The organism is Streptomyces sp. NPDC041940, assembly GCF_055589465.1.
The window spans coordinates 99,960-121,632 of record NZ_JBVJBP010000008.1 but is presented as its reverse complement, the minus strand read 5'-3'; the positions used below and the strand labels follow the sequence as shown (position 1 = coordinate 121,632).

18 protein-coding genes are annotated in these 21,673 nt (G+C 71.5%); 10 read left to right on the top strand and 8 right to left on the bottom strand.

Annotated elements, in window-relative coordinates:
* Positions 1–63: 63 nt before the first annotated feature.
* Complete coding sequence (locus ACZ6I3_RS16355) at positions 64–1,740, bottom strand: PucR family transcriptional regulator (RefSeq protein WP_469415175.1); 1,677 nt, start codon at positions 1,738–1,740, stop codon at positions 64–66.
* Positions 1,741–2,056: 316 nt separating this feature from the next.
* Here ACZ6I3_RS16355 and ACZ6I3_RS16350 point away from each other — a divergent pair, with 316 nt between their 5' ends.
* The 5 genes from ACZ6I3_RS16350 (at position 2,057) to ACZ6I3_RS16330 (ending at position 8,698) form a co-directional block, all read left to right on the top strand.
* On the top strand, positions 2,057–2,947 hold the full coding sequence (locus ACZ6I3_RS16350; RefSeq protein ID WP_469415174.1) for an FAD binding domain-containing protein: 891 nt from the start codon (positions 2,057–2,059) through the stop codon (positions 2,945–2,947).
* On the top strand, positions 2,947–3,528 hold the full coding sequence (locus ACZ6I3_RS16345; protein WP_469415172.1) for a (2Fe-2S)-binding protein: 582 nt from the start codon (positions 2,947–2,949) through the stop codon (positions 3,526–3,528). The genes ACZ6I3_RS16350 and ACZ6I3_RS16345 overlap by 1 nt, the downstream gene beginning before the upstream one ends.
* 2 nt (positions 3,529–3,530) lie before the next feature.
* Positions 3,531–5,927: a xanthine dehydrogenase family protein molybdopterin-binding subunit gene (locus ACZ6I3_RS16340; RefSeq protein ID WP_469415171.1), complete on the top strand. Its 2,397-nt coding sequence runs from the start codon at positions 3,531–3,533 to the stop codon at positions 5,925–5,927.
* Between the two features lie 118 nt (positions 5,928–6,045).
* Positions 6,046–7,503 carry an NCS2 family permease gene (locus ACZ6I3_RS16335; RefSeq protein WP_469415170.1) on the top strand — a complete coding sequence of 486 codons (1,458 nt, stop codon included), beginning with the start codon at positions 6,046–6,048 and terminating at the stop codon, positions 7,501–7,503.
* Between the two features lie 43 nt (positions 7,504–7,546).
* A complete protein-coding gene (locus ACZ6I3_RS16330; protein WP_469415169.1) occupies positions 7,547–8,698 on the top strand; it encodes an XdhC family protein in 1,152 nt (383 codons plus the stop codon).
* Between the two features lie 37 nt (positions 8,699–8,735).
* Here the strand turns inward: ACZ6I3_RS16330 and ACZ6I3_RS16325 are convergent, their stop codons facing one another.
* Positions 8,736–9,176 (bottom strand): SRPBCC family protein, encoded by a 441-nt coding sequence (locus tag ACZ6I3_RS16325; RefSeq protein ID WP_469415168.1) that lies wholly within the window; start codon positions 9,174–9,176, stop codon positions 8,736–8,738.
* Between the two features lie 240 nt (positions 9,177–9,416).
* Between ACZ6I3_RS16325 and ACZ6I3_RS16320 the strand changes: the two genes are divergently transcribed.
* Both ACZ6I3_RS16320 and ACZ6I3_RS16315 read left to right on the top strand, forming a co-directional pair.
* Positions 9,417–10,418, top strand: coding sequence for a glycosyltransferase family 2 protein (locus ACZ6I3_RS16320; protein ID WP_469415166.1), 1,002 nt, complete (start codon positions 9,417–9,419; stop codon positions 10,416–10,418).
* Positions 10,415–11,014 carry a D-glycero-alpha-D-manno-heptose-1,7-bisphosphate 7-phosphatase gene (locus ACZ6I3_RS16315; RefSeq protein WP_469415164.1) on the top strand — a complete coding sequence of 200 codons (600 nt, stop codon included), beginning with the start codon at positions 10,415–10,417 and terminating at the stop codon, positions 11,012–11,014. The genes ACZ6I3_RS16320 and ACZ6I3_RS16315 overlap by 4 nt, the downstream gene beginning before the upstream one ends.
* On the opposite strand, the gene ACZ6I3_RS16310 is transcribed toward ACZ6I3_RS16315, so the two are convergent.
* From ACZ6I3_RS16310 to ACZ6I3_RS16295, 4 genes are all read right to left on the bottom strand, one after another.
* The gene (locus tag ACZ6I3_RS16310; RefSeq protein ID WP_469415163.1) at positions 11,007–11,333 is read right to left on the bottom strand and encodes a DUF3040 domain-containing protein; all 327 of its coding nucleotides are present in this window, start codon (positions 11,331–11,333) and stop codon (positions 11,007–11,009) included. The two genes, ACZ6I3_RS16315 and ACZ6I3_RS16310, sit on opposite strands and share 8 nt — an antisense overlap.
* A gap of 113 nt (positions 11,334–11,446) precedes the next feature.
* Positions 11,447–12,373, bottom strand: coding sequence for a polysaccharide pyruvyl transferase family protein (locus ACZ6I3_RS16305; RefSeq protein ID WP_469415161.1), 927 nt, complete (start codon positions 12,371–12,373; stop codon positions 11,447–11,449).
* Positions 12,374–12,435: 62 nt separating this feature from the next.
* Positions 12,436–13,878 (bottom strand): family 43 glycosylhydrolase, encoded by a 1,443-nt coding sequence (locus tag ACZ6I3_RS16300; RefSeq protein ID WP_469415159.1) that lies wholly within the window; start codon positions 13,876–13,878, stop codon positions 12,436–12,438.
* A gap of 19 nt (positions 13,879–13,897) precedes the next feature.
* On the bottom strand, positions 13,898–15,403 hold the full coding sequence (locus ACZ6I3_RS16295; RefSeq protein ID WP_469415158.1) for a family 43 glycosylhydrolase: 1,506 nt from the start codon (positions 15,401–15,403) through the stop codon (positions 13,898–13,900).
* 215 nt (positions 15,404–15,618) lie between these two features.
* Here ACZ6I3_RS16295 and ACZ6I3_RS16290 point away from each other — a divergent pair, with 215 nt between their 5' ends.
* Positions 15,619–16,095, top strand: coding sequence for a VOC family protein (locus tag ACZ6I3_RS16290; protein ID WP_469415157.1), 477 nt, complete (start codon positions 15,619–15,621; stop codon positions 16,093–16,095).
* Positions 16,096–16,101: 6 nt separating this feature from the next.
* Here the strand turns inward: ACZ6I3_RS16290 and ACZ6I3_RS16285 are convergent, their stop codons facing one another.
* Positions 16,102–17,631 (bottom strand): MFS transporter, encoded by a 1,530-nt coding sequence (locus ACZ6I3_RS16285; protein ID WP_469415395.1) that lies wholly within the window; start codon positions 17,629–17,631, stop codon positions 16,102–16,104.
* Between the two features lie 316 nt (positions 17,632–17,947).
* On the opposite strand from ACZ6I3_RS16285, the gene ACZ6I3_RS16280 reads away from it, so the two are divergent.
* Both ACZ6I3_RS16280 and pntB read left to right on the top strand, forming a co-directional pair.
* Positions 17,948–19,504 (top strand): Re/Si-specific NAD(P)(+) transhydrogenase subunit alpha, encoded by a 1,557-nt coding sequence (locus ACZ6I3_RS16280; protein WP_469415156.1) that lies wholly within the window; start codon positions 17,948–17,950, stop codon positions 19,502–19,504.
* Positions 19,505–19,510: 6 nt separating this feature from the next.
* Positions 19,511–20,944, top strand: a complete 1,434-nt coding sequence (gene pntB / locus ACZ6I3_RS16275; protein WP_469415154.1) for a Re/Si-specific NAD(P)(+) transhydrogenase subunit beta — start codon at positions 19,511–19,513, stop codon at positions 20,942–20,944.
* 62 nt (positions 20,945–21,006) lie between these two features.
* Here the strand turns inward: pntB and ACZ6I3_RS16270 are convergent, their stop codons facing one another.
* A complete protein-coding gene (locus ACZ6I3_RS16270) occupies positions 21,007–21,330 on the bottom strand; it encodes a hypothetical protein (protein WP_469415153.1) in 324 nt (107 codons plus the stop codon).
* Between the last annotated feature and the right edge of the window lie 343 nt (positions 21,331–21,673).

The window sequence follows — 21,673 nt, the reverse complement described above, 5'->3', positions numbered from 1 at the left end:
AAGGATTTCACAAAGTCGTGGGACTCAGGGGCGTCCCATGTTTGGCACGGGACACCCCTTGTCTCAGCTCATGCGCAGGGCCAGGAAGAAATCCAGCTTGTCCTCGAGGCGCGACAGGTCCCGTCCCGTCAACTGCTCGATCCGTCCGACCCGGTAGCGCAGCGTGTTGACGTGCAGGTGGAGGCGGCCGGCGCAGCGGGTCCAGGAGCCGTCGCAGTCCAGGAACGCCTCCAGGGTGGGAATCAGCTCGGCCCGGTGGCGGCGGTCGTAGTCCCGGAGGGGGTCCAGGAGGCGGGCCGTGAAGGCGCGGCGGACGTCGTCAGGGACGAAGGGGAGCAGGAGGACGTGCGAGGCCAGTTCCTGGTGGCCCGCCGCGCAGACCCGGCCCGGGCGGGCCGCCGCGACCCGACGGGCGTGGCGGGCCTCCTCCAGTGCGCCGCGCAGCCCCTCCGCCGAGTGCACGGCCGCGCTGACGCCGAGGGTGAGGTGGCCGTCGCCGTCGAGACCCGCCGTGAGGGGGTCCCGTACGGATTCCAGGAGTACGTCCGCGAGGACGCCGGTCTCGGAGCCGTCGTGCTCCGCGGCGACGGCGGGCAGGGGGACCAGGGCGATGGCCTCGTCGCCGGTGTGGGCCACGGCGATGCGGTCGGAGTGCTCCGGGCCCGACGACAGCGGGTCGACGAGGATCTCCTCCAGCAGCGCCTGCGCCACCGGGCCGCACTCGATCTCGTCCCCGTCCCAGTCGACGCGGGCCACGACCACCTGCCAGTGCGGCGCGGCCCCGAGGCCGGGCAGCAGCACCGGCGCGGCCACGCGCAGGCGGGCGGCGATCTCGGCGGGGGCCGCGCCCGCCTGGACCAGTTCCAGCACCTCCTGGGCGAGACGGCGGCGGACCGTGCGGGCCGCGTCGCGGCGGTCCCGCTCGACCGCGATCAGCTGGGTGACGCCGTGCAGCAGGTCGAGCCGCTCCTCGGCCCAGTCCCCGGCGTCGGCCTCGACGGCCAGCAGCCAGTCGGACAGCAGGGTCTCGCGGGCATCGCGGGCGGTCTGCGCGGAGCGGCCCGTCGAGCGGATCGGGAACAGGGAGTAGGTGGTGCCGCCCAGGACGACGCGGTGCGGGGCGCGGCGGCCCGTGCGGGTGGCGGTCAGGTGTTCCGCCGCAAGGTGCCCGCAGGTCTCGGCGGGCAGGGCGGAGGGGCCGGCGGCCTTCGAGCCCGCGATCAGCCGGCCGGTGGGGGCGAGGACCCAGGCCCGCAGGTCCAGGTCCGAGCCGAGCAGGTCGAGGACCACGTCCGGGCCGCCGCCCGCCGGGCCCGAGGTCATCATCCGGCGGTGGCGGTCGACCACCGCCGCGAGGTCTCCGGCGCGCTCGCCGGAGACCTGCCGTACGACGTGCTCGGTGATCGTCGCGAACGCCACCGACTCGTGCACCGCGAAGAGGGGCAGACGGTGCCGGGCGCAGGCCGTGACCAGGTCGGCCGGGACGTCTCCGAGCTCGGCCTCGCCCGCGGCGAGGGCCGTCACGCCCTGCTGCACCAGGATCCGCACGAAGGGCTCCGAGTCCTCGGCGTCATGGCGCCAGGCCAGGCCCGTGAGCACCAGTTCGCCGCCCGAGAGGTAGCGGCTGGGGTCGCGCAGGTCGGTGGTCATCACGCCGCGCACCGTGCGGTCCAGCTCTTCCTCGCCGCCGAGCAGCTTGAGGCCCAGCGCGTCGGTGTCCAGCAGTGCGCGCAGCCGCATTCTCGTCGCCGCCGTTCTTTGTCTCGAAATCAAACCCCTGCCCCGGCTGTGTTCCAGGTCACGCGGCTGTGTCGCGCGTTTCCACAGGAGAACGAGGAGGTTTCTGATGCCCTCCGTTCATACGAATCTACAAGATGCCTGTCCTGGCCAGCCAACTCCTTCATGGTTTCCGTGACTGACCCCGTCGGAGTACCGCGCTGTGTACTGAGGCCACTACGCGTAAACAGCACATGAACGAGCCGGGACCGCCGCACACGGATTGGCTCAATCTGAACGCCCCACGAGAAGCACGAGAAGACGGAGAAGAGAGCCGGTCATGGACTTCCTTCGCCCCGCCAGCTGGGAGGAGGCGCTCGCCGCGAAGGCCGAGCACCCCACAGCTGTGCCGATTGCGGGTGGCACCGACGTGATGGTCGAGATCAACTTCGACCACCGCCGGCCCGAGTACCTCATGGACCTGAACCGCGTCGGCGATCTCTCCGAGTGGGAGGTCGGCGAGGAGAGCGTACGGCTGGGCGCCTCCGTGCCGTACACGAAGATCATGGAGAACCTGCGCGCCGAACTGCCGGGCCTCGCCCTCGCCTCGCACACGGTCGCCTCCCCGCAGATCCGCAACCGCGGCGGCGTCGGCGGCAACCTCGGCACCGCCTCCCCGGCCGGCGACGCCCACCCCGCCCTGCTCGCGGCGGGTGCCGAGGTGGAGGTCGAGTCGGTGCGCGGGTCGCGCCGGATCCCGATCGACGCGTTCTACACGGGCGTGAAGCGCAACGCGCTGGCGGCCGATGAGCTGATCCGGGCCGTGCACGTGAAGAAGGCCGACGGGCCGCAGCAGTTCTCCAAGGTGGGGACCAGGAACGCCATGGTCATCGCCGTCTGTGCCTTCGGGCTCGCGCTGCACCCCGAGACGCGGACCGTGCGGACGGGGATCGGTTCGGCCGCCCCGACGCCCATTCGGGCCAAGGCCGCCGAGGAGTTCCTGAACGCCGCTCTGGAGGAGGGCGGCTTCTGGGACAACGGGAAGATCGTCACCCCGTCGGTCGCCAAGCAGTTCGCGGACCTGTGCTCCGCCGCCTGCAACCCCATCGACGACGTCCGGGGCACCGCGAGCTACCGCCGCCACGCGGTCGGCGTCATGGCCCGCCGCACGCTGACCTGGACCTGGGAGTCCTACCGCGGCGCCCGCCGCCTGACGGAGGGAGCTGCGTAATGCGCGTCAACTTCACGGTCAACGGCCGTCCGCAGGAAGCCGACGACGTCTGGGAGGGCGAGTCCCTGCTGTACGTGCTGCGGGAGCGCATGGGCCTTCCCGGGTCGAAGAACGCCTGCGAGCAGGGCGAGTGCGGCTCCTGCACGGTCCGGCTCGACGGGGTGCCGGTGTGCTCGTGCCTGGTGGCCGCCGGGCAGGCGGAGGGCCGCGAGGTCGTCACCGTCGAGGGGCTCGCGGACTTCGCCCGGCAGCGGGCGGAGAGCGGCTGCGCGACGGGGGCCTGCGGCACGTCGTTGCGCAGCGCCCAGGAGTGGCAGGCCAAGGGCACCGACTCGCAGACCGGCGAGGGCACCGAACTCTCCCCGATCCAGCAGGCGTTCATCGATGCCGGCGCCGTCCAGTGCGGCTTCTGCACCCCCGGACTGCTGGTCGCCGCCGACGAGATGCTGGAGCGGAACCCCGACCCGAGCGACGCGGACATCCGCGAGGCGCTGTCGGGCAACCTCTGCCGCTGCACCGGCTACGAGAAGATCATGGACGCGGTCCGCCTGGCGGCCGCCCGGCAGGGAGAGGCGGTCTGAGCATGCCCACCAACGGCGCACCCACGAAGATCACCCAGGGCTCCCGGACCAAGGGCGGCATCGGCGAGTCCACGCTCCGCCCGGACGGCACCCTCAAGGTCACCGGCGAGTTCGCGTACTCGTCCGACATGTGGCACGAGGACATGCTGTGGGGGCAGATCCTGCGGTCTACCGTCGCGCACGCCGAGATCGTGTCCATCGACACGAGCGAGGCACTGGCCCTGCCGGGCGTCCACGCCGTGCTCACGTACGACGACCTGCCCACCGAGGTGAAGAACTACGGCCTGGAGATCCAGGACACCCCGGTCCTCGCCCACGGCAAGGTCCGCCATCACGGAGAGCCGGTCGCGATCGTCGCCGCCGACCATCCCGAGACGGCCCGCCGCGCCGCCGCGAAGATCAAGGTCGACTACCGCGAACTGCCCGTCATCACCGACGAGGCGTCCGCGACCGCGCCGGACGCGATCCTCGTCCACGAGGGCCGCGACGACCACCACGCCGGGCACGTCCCGCACCCGAACATCGTCCACCGCCAGCCGATCATCCGCGGTGACGTCGACGCCGCACGGCGGCGGGCCGATGTCATCGTCGAGGGCGAGTACACCTTCGGCATGCAGGACCAGGCCTTCCTCGGCCCCGAGTCCGGCCTCGCCGTCCCCGAGGAGGACGGCGGCGTCCACCTCTACATCGCCACCCAGTGGCTGCACAGCGATCTGCGCCAGATCGCGCCCGTGCTCGGCCTGCCCGAGGACAAGGTGCGCATGACGCTGTCCGGCGTCGGCGGCGCGTTCGGCGGCCGCGAGGACCTCTCGATGCAGATCCACGCCTGCCTGCTGGCGCTGCGCACGGGCAAGCCCGTCAAGATCGTCTACAACCGTTTCGAGTCCTTCTTCGGGCACGTCCACCGCCACCCGGCGAAGCTGTACTACGAGCACGGTGCCACGCGCGACGGCAAGCTCACCCACATGAAGTGCCGGATCGTCCTGGACGGCGGCGCCTACGCCTCCGCCTCCCCGGCGGTCGTCGGCAACGCCTCCTCGCTGTCCGTCGGCCCGTACGTGATCGAGGACGTGGACATCGAGGCCGTCGCCCTCTACAGCAACAACCCGCCCTGCGGCGCCATGCGCGGCTTCGGCGCGGTCCAGGCGTGCTTCGCCTACGAGGCGCAGATGGACAAGGTGGCGAAGAAGCTCGGCATGGACCCGGTGGAGTTCCGGCAGCTCAACGCCATGGAGCAGGGCACGCTCCTGCCGACGGGGCAGCCCGTCGACTCCCCGGCCCCGGTCGCCGAACTCCTGCGCCGCGTCAAGGCGATGCCGATGCCGCCGGAGCGCCAGTGGGAGTCCAGCGAGGGCGCCGACGTACGGCAGCTGCCGGGCGGCCTGTCCAACACGACGCACGGGGAAGGCGTCGTACGCGGTGTCGGCTACGCGGTCGGCATCAAGAACGTGGGCTTCTCCGAGGGGTTCGACGACTACTCGACCGCGAAGGTGCGGATGGAGGTCGTGGGCGGTGAGCCGGTCGTCACGGTCCACACGGCCATGGCCGAGGTCGGGCAGGGCGGTGTCACCGTGCACGCGCAGATCGCCCGGACCGAGCTGGGCGTCACGCAGGTGACCATCGATCCGGCCGACACCCGGGTGGGCAGCGCCGGTTCGACCTCCGCCTCCCGGCAGACGTACGTCACCGGCGGCGCCGTGAAGAACGCCTGCGAGCTCGTCCGCGAGAAGGTCCTGGAGATCGGGCGCCGCAAGTTCGGGTCGTACCACCCGGCCTGGGCCACGGCCGAGCTGCTGCTGGAGGGCGGCAAGGTCGTCACGGACGGCGGCGAGGTCCTCGGCGACCTGGCCGACGTCCTGGAGGGCGAGACCGTCGAGGTCGAGGAGGAGTGGCGGCACCGGCCGACCGAACCCTTCGACCTGCGCACCGGGCAGGGCAACGGGCATGTGCAGTACTCGTTCGCCGCCCACCGTGCCGTCGTCGAGGTCGACACCGAACTCGGGCTGGTGAAGGTCATCGAGCTGGGCTGTGCCCAGGACGTCGGCAAGGCGCTCAACCCGCTGTCCGTGCTCGGCCAGATCCAGGGCGGCACGACACAGGGCCTGGGCGTGGCCGTCATGGAGGAGATCGTCGTCGACCCGAAGACGGCGAAGGTCAAGAACCCCTCCTTCACCGACTACCTGATCCCGACCATCCTCGACACCCCGACCATCCCGGTCGACGTCCTCGAACTCGCCGACGAGCACGCCCCGTACGGGCTGCGCGGCATCGGCGAAGCACCCACCCTGTCGTCGACGCCGGCGGTCCTCGCGGCCATCCGGAACGCGACCGGGCTCGAGCTGAACCGGACTCCGGTACGGCCCGAGCACCTCACGGGTACGTCACTCTCCCAGGCCTGAGCAGGAGAGTTCCGTCCGGGGGACAGCTCCCCCTGTCTCCCGGACCCCCTTCGTTCGTCTCGGGCCGTCCCCCGGGTCGTGCATCCCAACCCCCTATGAAACTTGGGAGTAGGCCCACATGACCCAGCAGTCAGTAGAGCCGAGAACCACAGCCGACGACGCGGGCGAAGGCACCCGCGTCCCGGCCGGACGGTCCTGGCTCGACCGGTACTTCCACATATCCCACAGAGGATCGACGGTCGCGCGTGAGGTGCGCGGCGGTGTCACGACCTTCATGGCGATGGCGTACATCCTCCTGCTCAACCCCCTGATCCTGTCCGGCAAGGACGCGGCGGGGGACACCCTCGCGCAGCAGGGCCTGATCACCGCGACCGCGTTCGCGGCGGCCCTCACCACGCTGCTGATGGGGTTCGTCGGCAAGGTGCCGCTCGCCCTCGCCGCGGGCCTGTCCGTCTCCGGAGTCCTCGCCTCCCAGGTCGCGCCCGAGATGACCTGGCCGCAGGCGATGGGCATGTGCGTGATGTACGGCGTGATCATCATGCTGCTGGTCGTCACCGGCCTGCGCGAGATGATCATGAACGCGATCCCGCTCGCGCTCAAGCACGCCATCACCATGGGCATCGGCCTGTTCATCGCCCTCATCGGCTTCTACAAGTCCGGCTTCGTGCACCAGGGCAAGGCTACTCCCGTCACGCTCGGCCCGGCGGGTGAACTGGCCGGCTGGCCGGTCCTGCTCTTCGCCGGCACCCTGCTGCTGATCTTCATGCTCCAGGCCCGGAACATCCCGGGCGCCATCCTCATCGGCATCGTCGGCGGCACGATCGTGGCCGCGGTCCTGAACGCGGCCGGCGTCATCGACCCCAGGCAGTGGCAGGGCGGCGCACCCGAACTGCACGGCAGCGCGGTGTCCATGCCCGACTTCTCGCTCTTCGGGGACGTGGAGTTCGGCGGCTGGGGCGAGGTCGGCGCGATGACGGTGGGGATGATCGTCTTCACCCTCGTCCTCGCCGGGTTCTTCGACGCGATGGCGACCATCATCGGCGTCGGCACCGAGGCCAAGCTCGCCGACGACAAGGGCCGGATGCCGGGCCTGTCCAAGGCGCTGTTCATCGACGGGGCCGGCGGCGCGATCGGAGGCGTGGCCGGCGGCTCGGGCCAGACGGTGTTCATCGAGTCGGCGACGGGTGTCGGGGAGGGGGCGCGCACGGGCCTCGCCTCGGTCGTCACCGGAGCCTTCTTCGCGGCCTGTCTGTTCTTCACGCCGCTCACCGCGATCGTGCCGCAGGAGGTCGCGTCCGCCGCCCTCGTCGTCATCGGCGCGATGATGCTGATGAACGCCCGGCACGTGGACTGGGCCGACCGGGCCACCGCTGTCCCGGTGTTCCTGACGGTCGTCCTGATGCCGTTCACGTACACCATCACCACCGGTGTCGCCGCGGGCGTCATCTCCTACGCCGCCATCAAGACCGCCCAGGGCAAATGGCGCGAGATCGGCGCCTTCATGTGGATCCTGACGGCGGTGTTCCTCGTGTACTTCGCCCTCAACCCGATCGAGAGCTGGCTCGGCGTCCACTGACGCCCGGCGCACCAGCCCCGCAGCCTTAAGGAGACCGAGACAGATGCTGGACATCGCCGAGGAGCTGAACCGGTGGGTCGGGCAGGGCCGTGACTTCGCCGTGGCCACCGTGGTGGCCGTCGGCGGCAGCGCGCCCCGGCAGCCCGGCGCCGCGCTCGCGGTGGACGCCGAGGGCACGGCGATCGGCTCGGTCTCCGGCGGCTGCGTGGAGGGCGCGGTCTACGAACTGTGCGCACAGGCACTGCGGGACGGCGAGACCGTCCTGGAGCGCTTCGGCTACAGCGACGACGACGCCTTCGCCGTGGGCCTGACCTGCGGCGGCGTCATCGACATCCTGGTCACCCCGGTACGGGCCGCCGATCCGGTCCGGCCGGTGGTCGCCGCCGCGCTCACTGCCGCCGCCCAAGGGGAGGCGGCGGCGGTGGCGCGGATCGTGTCGGGCCCGCCCGAACTGACGGGCCGGGCCCTGCTGGTCCGCCCCGACGGTTCCCGCGACGGCGGCTTCGGCGCCCATCCGGAACTGGACCGTACGGTCGCCGCCGAGGCGGGCGCCTTCCTGGACACCGGCCGCACCGGCACCCTGGAGATCGGAGAGCGGGGCTCACGCTGCGGAGCACCGCTCACGGTCCTGGTCGAGTCCTCGGTCCCGGCGCCCCGCATGATCGTCTTCGGCGCGATCGACTTCGCGTCGGCACTGGTCCGCATGGGCAAGTTCCTCGGCTACCACGTCACGGTGTGCGACGCACGGCCCGTCTTCGCGACCCGGACGCGTTTCCCGGAGGCCGACGAGATCGTCGTCGACTGGCCCCACCGCTACCTGGAGGGCACCGACACCGACGCCCGCACCGTCCTGTGCGTGCTGACCCACGACGCCAAGTTCGACGTGCCCCTGCTGAAGCTGGCGCTGCGCCTGCCGGTGGCGTACGTCGGTGCCATGGGCTCCCGGCGCACCCACCTGGACCGCAACGCCCGGCTGCGGGAAGTCGGCGTCACCGAGCTGGAGTTGAGCCGACTGCACTCGCCGATCGGCCTGGACCTCGGGGCCCGTACGCCCGAGGAGACGGCCCTGTCCATCGCGTCCGAGATCGTCGCCGGCCGGCGCGGAGGCAGCGGGGTGTCACTCACCGGGGCCCACACGCCGATCCACCACGAGCCGCGGCCGGGGGCGATGGGGCGGATCGGGTCCGTGGCCTGAGGCGCTCCGGAGACCGGCCCGGTGTTCCCGGCGCCCGTCACGCCCGTCTCAGCAGGCGGTTCAGCGCACGGCCGAACACATACCGCGCCGAACTCCCCACCAAGCCGTCGCAGAACGACGGCAGCAGCCGGATCCGGATCTCCTCCCGCCACACCACGCGGGCACGGCCGCCGGGCCCCGGCCGGACCTCCAGCTCCGCCCAGCCCAGCACCACCCGGCCCCGCTTCTCCAGACGGCACATCCCCGGGGCCCCGTCCTCCGGGGGCTCCCACACCGTGACCTCCATCGGGTCGTCGAAGGACAGCGGTCCGACGCCCGTGCGGGCCATGACGACAGTGCCGACGCGGGTCGGCCCGGCCGGGACCGGCCCGACCCTCGTCAAGGGCACCCCGTCCCCGTGCCGCCGCCACTGCGTGATCCGCCGCCACGCCTCGTCGAGGGGGAGCGGGACCGTCCGTTCGAGCAGGATGTTCGCCACGTCCCGATCGTAGGGAACCCATGCCGTCCAGCGGCCCGCTCGGGTACGGCTCACCCACTCGGCCCATACCGGACCCCGGGCCGCACAGGGCGGGTGCACGCGCGGTTTCTAGGGGCCGGAAAGTCTCCCGACGGGCCTGACCTGGTGTTTGAGAAGGCCGCACCGTGTTTGAGAAGGCCGCACCGCGGCACTCGCCAGCACCGAAGGCCCCGCACACCGCCCGGGACGGAGCACAGCCGTATGACCTCGTACGCCGTCGTGATCCCGACTCTCGTACGGGACACCCTCGCCGACTCTCTCGCGGCGCTCGCCGCCGCGACCGGCCCGCGGCCCGCTGAGATCGTCCTTGTCGACGACCGGACCGACCCCGGCCCCGGGCAACTGGAGCATCCGCTGAGCGTGCTGGGCGACCTGCGGGGGCGCACCACAGTGCTGGGCGGCGGCGGTCGTGGGCCCGCCGCCGCCCGTAACGCCGGGCTGCGGGCCGTGACGGCGCCGTGGACCGTGTTCCTCGACGACGACGTCCAGGTCGGGCCCCACTGGTGCGATCAGCTGGCCGAGGACCTCGCCGAGGCGTCGCCCGACATCGCGGGCGTCCAGGGCGTCATCGCCGTCCCGCTGCCCGGCGAACGCCGCCCCACCGACTGGGAACGCGGCACGGCGGGACTCGCCCGCGCCCACTGGATCACCTCCGACATGGCGTACCGCACGGAGACGCTCAAGCAGGTCGGCGGCTTCGACGAACGCTTCCGGCGTGCCTTCCGCGAGGACGCCGACCTCGCGCTGCGCGTGCTCGACGCGGGCTGGCGCATCCGGCAGGGCCGCCGCACCACGCGGCACCCCGTGCACCCCGCCTCCCGCTGGGTGTCGGTGCGCCAGCAGCGCGGCAACGCGGACGACGCCCTCATGCGGCATCTGCACGGTCCCGACTGGTGGGACAAGGCGGTCGCGCCGCGCGGCCGGATCCGCGCCCACGCGGCGATCACGACCGCGGGTGTCGCCGCGTGCGCCCTCGCGGCCGCCGGGCACGGACGGGCCGCGACGGCCTGCGCGGTCGGCTGGGCGGCCGGCACGGCGGAGTTCGCCCGGACCCGCATCGCGCTCGGCCCGCGCACCCGCCACGAAGTGACGACCATGGTGGCGACCAGCGTGCTCATCCCGCCCGCCGCGACCTGGCACCGGCTGACCGGCGCCTGGCGCCACCGCCACGCGCCCGCCTGGCAGGAGGGGACCGCACCGTGAACCCGGTGAAGGCCGTGCTGTTCCACCGTGACGGCACCCTGGTGGAGGACGTACCCCACAACTCCGGCCCCGGCCGCGTACGCCCCGTCGCGGGCGCCCGCGAGGCGCTCGCCCTGCTGCGCGCCCGCGGTATCCGCACCGGCGTCGTCACCCGGCAGCCCGGTGTCGCATACGGACCGCTGACCGATGCCGAGGTCCGCCGCGTCCATCACCGCGTCGACGAACTTCTCGGCCCCTTCGACGTGTTCGCCGTCTGCCCGCACGGCCCCGGCGACGGCTGTCACTGCCGCGCACCCCACCCCGGCATGCTGCTGTTGGCGGCCGGGCGGATCTGCACCGCACCCACCGGCCTCGTCGTCATCGGCGACAACGACGCCGACATGGAGGCCGCTCGCCGGGCCGGTGCCCGCGGCATCCTCGTACCGACCGCACGGACCCGCCCCGGGGAGACGGTGCGTGCGGACCATGTCGCCCCGGACCTGATGACGGCGGTCCGCGCGGTGCTGGACGGGCCGCCCAAGGGCCGTGTCCTGGCCGATGAACGCCCCATCCAGGAGGCCTACACGGCCGGTCCCGGGCCGGACGGCGTCAGGTAGGGGTCCCGCACCACCGGCACATCAGCCGGAACGCCGCGTACAGGGTCAGGGGGCATATCGCGGCGAACGCCCAGATCACCCCCGGCTCGGAGGTGACGATCCCGGCCACCAGCAGGCCGACCGACACCGCGAACAGGACCACCACGGTCCAGACGCGGGGGCGGTAGCCGGCCAGGCGGGCCAGGACGCGGGCGGGGTCGGGGCGACGGCGCACCCGCAGGGTGCGCAGCCGGCGGTCGAGGCGGCGGTCGCGGCGCAGGGCGCGTTCCATCTCGTCGAGGATGCGCTGCTCGTGATCGGGAAGTCGGCCGATGGACACGCTCTCTCCTTCCGGACGGCCGGACCGTCTCTCCTCCCGGGGGGACGTGCGGCGGGGGAAGCGGGGAAGTTCAGCGGGGAACGTAGATGCGGATGCCCGGTGAGGTCACGGAGCTAACCGGCGACCGGCCGGGCCAGCGCCTCGACGAGCCGGTCGGCGCTGTCCGGCACCGTGCCCTCGCGGAAACCGTCGCGGATCTGCCGCGCGGTCACCCGGCCGCCGGTCAGGCACCAGTCCCACCAGCGGTCCAACTGCCGCACGTCCAGCCGCTCGGCGGCCACCAGCGCGGGCCAGCCGCAGGCCCGGGCCTGTGCGGTCAGCTTGGCACCGCCCGCGACCGGGTCCACGGCCAGCACCGGCGTGCCGACCCGCAGCGCGATCACCAGCCCGTGCAGCCGGTCGGTGACGACGAGGTCCATCCGGGCCAGCACGGACTGGAGCTGCGCCGGCGTCGCACTCAGATGCCAGTCGTGCGTGTCGAGCCGCGTCTCCAGTTCCAGCCTGCCGCAGTCCTTCCCGGCCAGCCACCGCGTCACCTCCTCGGCCACCTGCCCGTGCCGTCTCAGCTGCCCGTACTCGTGCTGCCCGTGCGCGAGGATCACCCCGACGACGGGCCGGGCGGGCACGTCCGGGGCGCGGGCCGCCAGATCCTCCACCGGCTCCCGGTCGGGAGCGTCCCGCGGCAGCACCCGGTGGAAGCCGGTCACGGCCGTGCTGCCGGGGTCGATCACCGAGGTGCCCACGGCGATCCGCACACAGTGCGCGAACCGCCGGTGCAGCTCCTCGACCTGCGGCCCGTGCAAGGGGCCGCACACGAACACCAGGTGGGTGTAGTCCTCGGGCCACAGCCGCTCCAGATGCAGGGCCTCCGGACGGAAACCGGGACTCCAGGCGACGTCGTAGGGGATGCCCGTCCCCCGCAGCACGTCCTCCACGCGGCGCAGGGCCAGCACGTCCCCGGCGGTCGCCTCCCTGTCCCGGAAGCTGAACCACCCGGTCAGCAGAACCCTGCGCGGTCGTTCGCCGTCTTGTATGCGCACATGCCCTGAGTGCCCCTCCCACCGGGAAGACAATCAGGGCATTACGTGCGTTTAGCCTTCCGTCACTGGGCGTAGAAGGTGGCGTCAGCCCGGTCGGTCGCTGTGCTCACCGTCTGCACGTTCAGCAGGTACTCCCAGTGGCGGACGTATCGCCCCGGGTAGTTGTACGACTCGTACGACACGCCCGCCGCGTCGGCGAGCCCGGCGCGCCGCTGGAACGTGGCGTCGGAGGCGAAGCGCGCGGTGCCGTCGTTCTTCTCCAGCCACACCTCGAAGTTCCTGTGCCGCAGGTAGTAACCGGGGAAGTTGGCCGACTCCAGCGAGACGGTCCCGCTGCCGGTCAGACCGGCGACCACGCGGAACTGCGAGTCCGCGAGCGGGGAAACGCCGGCCTCGATGCGGGCGCGGTACTCCCAGTGCCGGACGAAGCGGTCCGCGAAGTTGTACGACGACAGGCGCTGCGGGGTGACCCCGTCGGCCACCGGAATGCCGAAGTCCGGCGTGCCGTCGGCCTTCCAGTACACCTTCTGCACGCGGGTGCGGCGGTTGGGGTCGTTCAGCGGGTCGCCGCTGATGTCCTTGTAGCCGCGGTCGTGGTAGACGAGGACGTCGCTCTTGCCGTCCTCGGAGACGGTGAAGGAGTTGTGGCCCGGGCCGTACTGGCTGGTCGCGGCGCTGCTGGCGAACACCGGGGTGGGGCTCTTGCTCCAGGACGCCTGGCTGAGCAGGTTCGCGCTCGCGGAGGCGGTGAGCATGCCCAGGCAGTAGTTGCTGTCGGTGGCGCTGGCGGAGTACGTCATGAACACCCTGCCGCCGCGCTGGATGACCGCCGGGCCCTCGTTGACCTTGTAGCCGACGGTCTCCCAGGAGTAGGTGGGCCGCGACAGCATCACCGGAGTGCCGGTGATCGTCCAGGGGTTGGCCATCCTCGCCAGGTAGACGTCCGTGTTGTTGTTCACGGACGGGTCGCGCTGCGCCCAGGCCAGGTAGCGCACGCCGTTCACGACGAAGGTGGTGGCGTCCAGGGAGAAGCTCTCCCACTGGGTCCTGATCTGCCCCTTCTCCGTCCAGCCGGCGGTGAGCGGGTTTGCACCCGTGCCCTCCAGGACGTACATCCGGATCGCCCACACGTCGTTGGTGGCCCCGGCGGCGAAGTACACGTACCACTTGCCGTCGATGAAGTGGATCTCCGGCGCCCAGATGTGGGCCCCCATCACACCGCTGGCGTGCTTGGTCCAGATGGTGGTCTCGGGGGCCGACTTGAGTCCCTGGACGGTGGTCGCCCGGCGCAGCACGATGCGGTCGTACTCGGGGACGGTCGCGGTGAAGTAGTAGTAGCCGTCGGTGTGTTTGAAGATGTGCGGGTCGGCCCGCTTCTCCGCGATCGGGTTGGTGTACGTGACGGCCGGGGAGTCGGGGGCGGCGGCCTGCGCGGGGGCACCCGCGAGGCAGGTCGCGAGGGCGACGATGACGGCGAGGAGCAGCCGTACGGCCATGCGTCTCAAGGGGGTTCTCCGGAGGGGGTCAGGTGGTGGGGACGAGGCGCCACTGCTGGCAGGTGTTGTTCAGCCAGGACCACTGCCGTACGTCGGTGCCGTCGGCGGTGCCGCAGTTCGCGACGTCGGCGACCTTGCCGGTGCTCTCGTTCACGATCCGGACGTGGTCCTCGCTCGCCGTGAACACCAGCCGGTAGCGCTGGCACTTGTTGTTCAGCCAGGACCACTGCCGCAGATCGGCGCCGTCGGCGGCGGAGCATTCGGCGGTGTCCAGCACCTTGCCGGTGGCCACGTTGACCAGCCGGCTGGTGTCGTCACCCAGGTCCTCGATCCGCCACTTCTGGTTGGCGCCGCCTGTGCAGCTCCACTGGAAGACATTGGTGCCATCGGCGCCGGCGCCGCCCGCGACGTCCAGGCACTTGCCGCTGTTGCGGTTGACGAGGGCGTACGACGTCGGGGTCGTGGCCGTTTCGCCGGACGGGCCGGGGCGCGTGGTGCCGAGGGCGACCGGTGTGCCGAAGTCGGGGGTGCCGTCGGCGTTCCAGGTGAACTTCTGGGCACGGGTGGTGCGGGCGTTGCCGCAGCCGCCGTTCGCCGAGGAGTTGGCGTGGTGGACGATCCAGTTCTCGGTGCCGTCGGGCGAGGTGAAGAACCCGTTGTGCCCGGGGCCGTACACACCGGCCGCGTCATCGCGCTGGAAGACCGGGTTCTGCTTCTTCGTCCAGGACGCCGGGGCGAGCGGGTCGGTGCCGGTGAGCTCCAGCAGCCCCAGCTTGTAGTCGGCCGTCTGGCACGAACTCGCGCTGTATGTCAGGAAGGTGCGGCCGTTCCGGTAGAGCGGCTCGGGCGCCTCGTTGACGGGGGAGCCCGACCGCTCCCAGCTCAGCGTCGGGCTGGAGATGACGGTGAAGGCGCTGCTCGCGAGGGTGTACGGATTGCTCATCGGCGCGATGACGAGGCTCTGCGTACCGCCGTTCACGAAGCCGCTGCCGACGAGATACAGCCGCCCGTTCGCCTGGAGCACGCTCGCGTCGATCAGCCAGCCGCCCGGCGTGAGGTTCGCCCCGGTCAGCGACCCCTTGTAGGTGTAGGGGCCCATCGGGTCGGCACCGGCGCTCTCCAGGACGTGGGTGCGCTGCGAGTCGCAGCAGGCCACACCGCTCTGTCCGGCGGAGTAGTACAGGTACCAGCGGCCGTTCAGGAAGTGGATCTCCGGCGCCCAGATGTTGGTGTCGCGGGTCGCGGTGGTGTCCGACCACACCTGGACGCTCGGCGCGGTGGCGAGCCCGGCCAGGGTCGGCGACTTCCGCATCGCGAGGATGCCGGTGAACGTCGTGGTGATCAGGTAGTAGTCGCCGTCGTGGTACGTCAGCCAGGGGTCGGCGCCCTTGGCCGACTTGAGCGGGTTGGTGTAGGGCCGCCCGTCCGCCGCGACCGCCTGCGGGGCGGTCGCCGCCACGAGGGCGAGGAGCAGGGCGAGCACGCACCCGAGCAGGGGGCTGCGGCGCCTGACCGCAGGGGGAGTCCGGAGCATACGAGCCGCCTCTGTCGATCCAATGTCCGTGATATCGAACGCAGTTCGTGAATTCGGCCATGAAGTCGGTCAGAAGATAAGCGGGGCCCGTACCTCCGTCAACGGTTCGGTCTGGGTTCGTGCGCGACCACGTTCGGCCGTCCGGGCGGGTGACGCCCCGCCCGGACGGCCGCGCTCCGCAATCCACGGCCCCCGGGACCCGCGATCGTGAAGGCATGACGAACACACCCGACAGCGCATCCGACACCCCGCCCGACGCCCCGGCCGTCACCCGGCTCTACGCCCGGCTCGTGGTCTCCGACGGCCCCCGGGCGGTCGACTTCTACCGGACCGCTCTCGGCGCCGAGGAGATCGAGCGGTACACCGACCCCGAGGGGAGGATCGTGCACGCCATGCTGCGTCTCGGCGGCACCGTGATCGCGGTCAAGGACGCCGACGACGGCGACCCGGCGCCGCCTTCCCTCGGCGGCTCCCCGGTGATCATGGCGCTCGACGTGTCCGACGCCGACGCCGTCGCCGAGGCCATGCTGCGGGGCGGGGCGACGGTGGTGTACCCCGTCGCCGACCAGCACTACGGGCAGCGCGGCGGCCGTCTCGCCGACCCGTTCGGCCACCTCTGGATGATCTCCCAGCCGATCGAGGAGCTGACGCCGGAGGAGATCCAGGCGCGGACCACCGACCTGTTCACCTGACGGCCCTCAGTGGGCCTGCCCGACCGGTTCCTCCACCGCCGCGTTCGAGGCCGGCCGCCCGCCCGGGTGCCGCAGGGCGCACAGGTATCCGATGCCCAGGGCGATGGCCATGCCGTAGAACACCCACTGGTTGGCCTCGGCGAAGTCCATGCGGATGGCGCTCATCGCGTCCCGGGTGGCCTCGGCGGCGGGGCCCGTGCCGGTGGGCGGCTGGGAGTCGCCGCTGCCCGTGATCGACTCGGTGATGTCACGGGCCACGGTGTTCGCGTCGTCCGTGGACATGCCCCGGGACTGCAGGGTCTGCACCACCTTGTCGGTCGTGACGTGCGTCAGGATCGTGCCGTAGACGGCCAGGCCCACGCTCGCCGCGTAGTTGCGCACCGTCTGGGTGATGCCGGTGACCTCGCCGTACGAGGCGCCGATGGACCGGTTGACGGCGTCCGTGGAGGCCGGGGCGAGGATGAAGCCGATGCCGGCCCCGGCGAGGGCCGCGTACGGCCACTGGTCGTGCATGGACAGGTCGGTGAGCTTGTTCGCCCACAGGGCGAACCCGACGCAGCCCACCACCGTGCCCAGCTTCAGGGCCGGGCGCGCGCCCTTCTTGTCGAGGATCCGGCCGCCCCACTGCGAGGCGATCGCGAAGCCCACGAAGAAGTACAGCAGGAACAGGGCCGCCTGGTTCGGCGAGGCGCTCAGGGACACCTGGGCGTAGACCGAGGTGAAGAAGAACAGCGGTACGAAGGCGAGCATCGAGAAGAACAGCACCGCCGCGTCCACGGTGAACGCCTTGTCCCGGAAGACCCGCAGGTCGATCAGCGGATGCTGCACGTCGCGCTCGAACCGGACGAACCCGAAGAGCACCGCGAGGCCGCCCGCGATGCAGAGCCAGGTCGCCCAGGAGTCCCAGCCCCAGGACCAGGCCTGCTGGAAGCCGAGGACGCTCAGGCCCATGCCGACCGCGATCAGGGCGGCGCCCCGGACGTCCAGGGTGCCGGACCGCCGCCGGTCGGAGATGTGCGCCAGCGCGGTGAGGACCAGCGCCACGATCGCCACGGGCACGTTGACCCAGAAGACGGCGCGCCAGGTCCAGTTCGTGAGCCAGCCGCCCAGCAGCGGGCCGAGCGCGGTCAGCGCGCCGGAGACACCGAAGAACAGCGCGAGGGCGCGACCGCGTCTCTCGACCGGGAACACCGCCACCACCACGGCCAGAGCCGCCGGGAAGAGCAGTGCCGCCCCGAACCCCTGGGTGGCGCGGAACACGATCATCCAGGTCTGCGCCGCGCTGCCCTCGGGGACACAGCCGCACAGCACCGACGACACGACGAACACCAGCGTGCCGATCACGACGACCCGGCGTGGTCCGTAGAGGTCCGCGAGACGCCCGCCGAGGGCGAAGAACGCCGCGAGGGCCAGCAGATAGGCGTTCACCACCCACTGCATGCCGGAGGACGACAGGTTCAGCTCGCGGACGATGTCCGGAGCCGCGATCGACACGATGGTCTGGTCGATGAAGGTCATGGCGACGGCGAACATCATCGCCGCCAGCGCCACGGTCTGCTGCTGCGGCGCTGATCGGGAGGGGGGCGGGGCCTCGCCGCGCCCCGGGCGCGTGCTGCTCACGCATTCAGTCTGCGCGCGGCCGTGTCATGGCGCATCACAAGGCGACTCCGGCCCCGCGCGCCACTCCTCTACCCCCAAACGCGCCCCACGGCAACCCCTGGGTGGTGTGAGGACGACCTCCTCGGCCATGTGACCACGGTCCGCCACAGTTGCCGCGTCGAAGGTGCAGGATGCGGGCACCAAGGAGGACAGGCAGTCGAACGACGGCAGAGAACGACGGGAGAGGCAGACGATGGCCCCAGCGGAACCGGAACCCCAGCGGATCGGCGTACCCGCCGAGTCCACTGCGGGCGAGACCAGGGTGGCGGCGACGCCGGCCACCGTGGGGAGACTTGTCGCGCTCGGATACGACGTGGTGGTCGAACCGGGAGCGGGAGCCTCGTCCCGCTTCTCCGACACGGCCTACGAGGAGGCGGGAGCCCGCCTCGGGGACCCGTGGTCGGCCGAGATCGTACTGAAGGTCAACGGCCCTTCGAGTGAGGAGATCGGCCGGCTGCGCGACGGGGCCACCCTGATCGCGCTCATCAGCCCCGCCCTCAACCCCGAACTGGTCGAGGAACTGACGCGGCGGCCGGTCACGGTGCTCGCCATGGACGCAGTGCCGCGGATCTCGCGCGCCCAGTCCCTGGACGTGCTCAGCTCGATGGCGAACATCGCCGGATACCGGGCCGTGGTCGAGGCCGCGCACGCCTTCGGACGCTTCTTCACCGGCCAGGTGACCGCCGCCGGCAAGGTGCCGCCCGCCAAGGTGCTGGTGGCCGGCGCCGGCGTCGCAGGACTCGCGGCCGTCGGCGCGGCCCGCAGCCTCGGCGCCGTGGTCCGCGCCACCGACCCCCGGCCCGAGGTCGCCGAGCAGGTCCGCTCGCTGGGCGGCGAGTTCCTGACGGTGAGCGCCGAGCAGGAGGTGAGCACCGACGGCTACGCCAAGGCCACCTCCGACGACTACAACCGGCTCGCCTCGCAGCTCTACGCCGAGCAGGCCGCCGACGTCGACATCATCATCACCACCGCGCTCATCCCGGGCCGCCCGGCACCCCGGCTGGTCACCGCCGAGGACGTCGCGCGCATGAAGCCCGGCAGCGTCATCGTCGACATGGCCGCGGCCATGGGCGGCAACGTCGAGGGCACGGTCGCCGGGAAGGCGGTCGTCACCGACAACGACGTGACGATCATCGGCTACACCGATCTGCCCGGCAGGCTCCCGGCCCAGGCCTCGCAGCTGTACGGCACCAACATCGTCAACCTGATGAAGCTGCTCACCCCGGGCAAGGACGGCCGGCTCGTCCTCGACTTCGACGACGTGGTGCAGCGGTCGATGACCGTGGTCCGCGAGGGCGAGAAGACCTGGCCCCCGCCTCCGGTCCAGGTGTCCGCCGCGCCCGCCCCGGCAGAGGTCCCGGAACCCGTGGCCGTGCCCTCGGAGACCTCGGCGAAGCCCGCCCGTCCGGCGTGGGCGCCGTACGCCCTCGTCGGTGCCGGAGCGCTCGCCCTGTTCCTGGTGACGGCCTTCTCACCGAGTGAACTCATCGGCCATTTCACGGTGTTCGTCCTGGCGATCGTCATCGGCTTCTACGTCATCGGCCATGTGCACCACGCGCTGCACACCCCGCTGATGTCGGTCACCAACGCCATCTCCGGGATCGTGGTGGTCGGCGCGCTGCTGCAGATCGGGCAGGGGAACACCGCCGTCACCGTGCTGTCGTTCGCCGCGATCCTGCTGGCGAGCATCAACATCTTCGGCGGATTCGCCGTCACCCGCCGCATGCTCGGCATGTTCTCGAAGGGCTGATCACGGATGACCACAGTCACGGCCGCAGAGGCCGCCTACGTCGTCGCCGCGCTGCTGTTCATCCTCAGCCTGGCCGGCCTCTCGCAGCACCGGACCTCCCGCTCGGGAGTCGTCTGGGGCATCGCGGGCATGGTCATCGCCCTGGCCGCCACCGTCGGCCTCGCCTCCCGGAGCATCACCGCCACCGGTCTCGTGCTGATCGCCGTCGCCACGGCCGTCGGCGCCGGCATCGGACTGTGGCGGGCCCGGGTCGTCGAGATGACGGGCATGCCGGAGCTGATCGCCATCATGCACAGCCTGGTCGGCCTCGCCGCCACGTTCGTCGGCTGGAACGGCTACCTCGACGTCGATCCCGGGCTCAGCGGTTCGCTGCTGGGCATCCATCACGCCGAGGTGTTCATCGGGGTGTTCATCGGCGCCGTCACCTTCACCGGCTCGGTCGTCGCGTATCTGAAGCTGTCCGCGCGGATCAAGTCGAGCCCGCTGACGCTGCCCGGCAAGCACATCCTCAACGTGGGTGCCCTGGTCGCCTTCGTCGCGCTCACCGTCGCGTTCGTGGCCCGCCCGAACATCGGCCTGCTCATCGCCGTCACCGTGGTCGCGCTCGCCCTCGGCGCGCACCTGGTCGCCTCCATCGGCGGCGGTGACATGCCGGTGGTGGTCTCCATGCTGAACAGCTACTCCGGCTGGGCGGCGGCGGCCTCGGGCTTCCTGCTCGCCAACAACCTGCTGATCGTCACCGGCGCGCTGGTCGGCTCCTCCGGTGCCTACCTGTCGTACATCATGTGCAAGGCGATGAACCGCTCCTTCATCTCGGTGATCGCGGGCGGCTTCGGCACCCCGGCGCCGGCCGCCGACGACGGCGAGCAGGGCGAACACCGGGAGATCAACGCCGAGGAGACCGCGGAACTCCTGCGCGACGCCTCCTCGGTGATCATCACGCCGGGGTACGGCATGGCGGTCGCCCAGGCCCAGTACCCGGTCGCCGAACTGGCGCGCAAGCTGCGCGAGCGGGGCGTCGAGGTGCGCTTCGGCATCCACCCGGTCGCCGGCCGGCTGCCCGGGCACATGAACGTGCTGCTCGCCGAGGCGAACGTGCCCTACGACGTCGTCCTCGAAATGGACGAGATCAACGACGACTTCGCCGCCACCTCGGTCGTCCTGGTCATCGGCGCCAACGACACCGTCAACCCGGCCGCCACCGACAACCCCACCAGCCCCATCGCCGGCATGCCGGTGCTGCATGTGTGGGAGGCGGCCAACGTCGTCGTCTTCAAGCGGTCGATGGCCGCCGGGTACGCCGGAGTGCAGAACCCGCTGTTCTTCCGGGAGAACACCCAGATGCTCTTCGGCGACGCCAAGCAGCGGGTCGAGGACATCCTGCGCGGCCTGGACGCTCTCGACGCGCCGGTCCCGGAGATGGCCGGCACCACGCGGTGACCAACGGTGCCCCGCCGGCGCGGTCCGGCGGGGCACCCCCGGCACCGGCCGCCCCGCCGGGGTCAGTACTCCCTGATGAAGCAGTCGGAGACGTAGCCCTCGACTCGGGTCCGGTTGTTGTGGACGTACGTCCAGTGGTCCTTCACCGAGCCGTCCGGGCAGGGCACGCTCTCCGCGTTGCTCTGCCCGCCCATGTGCGTGTAGCCGTCGCCGGGATTGCCGTGCCCCCGTACGGAGGATGTGGTGCTGTAGCCGCTGTGGATCTTCACGCCTCTGGCCGTGAAGTCCCCCTGGGGCGGCGCCGCGGCGGTCGCCGTTGTGGAGAACAGAGTGCCCAGCAGCGTGAGGAGGGCCGTGGCCGTCACGGTGGCGTGCTTGATGCTCATGAGACTGCTCCTTACGTTGAGTGATCAGACGACTACAGGCTGACATGGGGATGTGTGGGCGGAGGCCGCCCCCGTGGTGGCGCTGGGAGCAAGGGCGGGGCGTGTGGAAGCCATGCCGCGGGCCGGGCGCGGCTTCTCGCCTCGTCAGTCCGCCGTCTGCGCCGGGTTCGCCGTCACGCCGGTTCGAGCGCTGAAACCGGCAGCACGGGCCCTCGGCCGTTCGGTCGATCAAAAGGGCCGGGGTGGGAAACAGAAAGGTTGGAGAGAGTCCTCCCTTTGTTGCGGGGGTGGGTCTGCTCGGGCCGGCGCCCCCCCCCCCCCGGGTCGGCAAAAATCCCTCTCT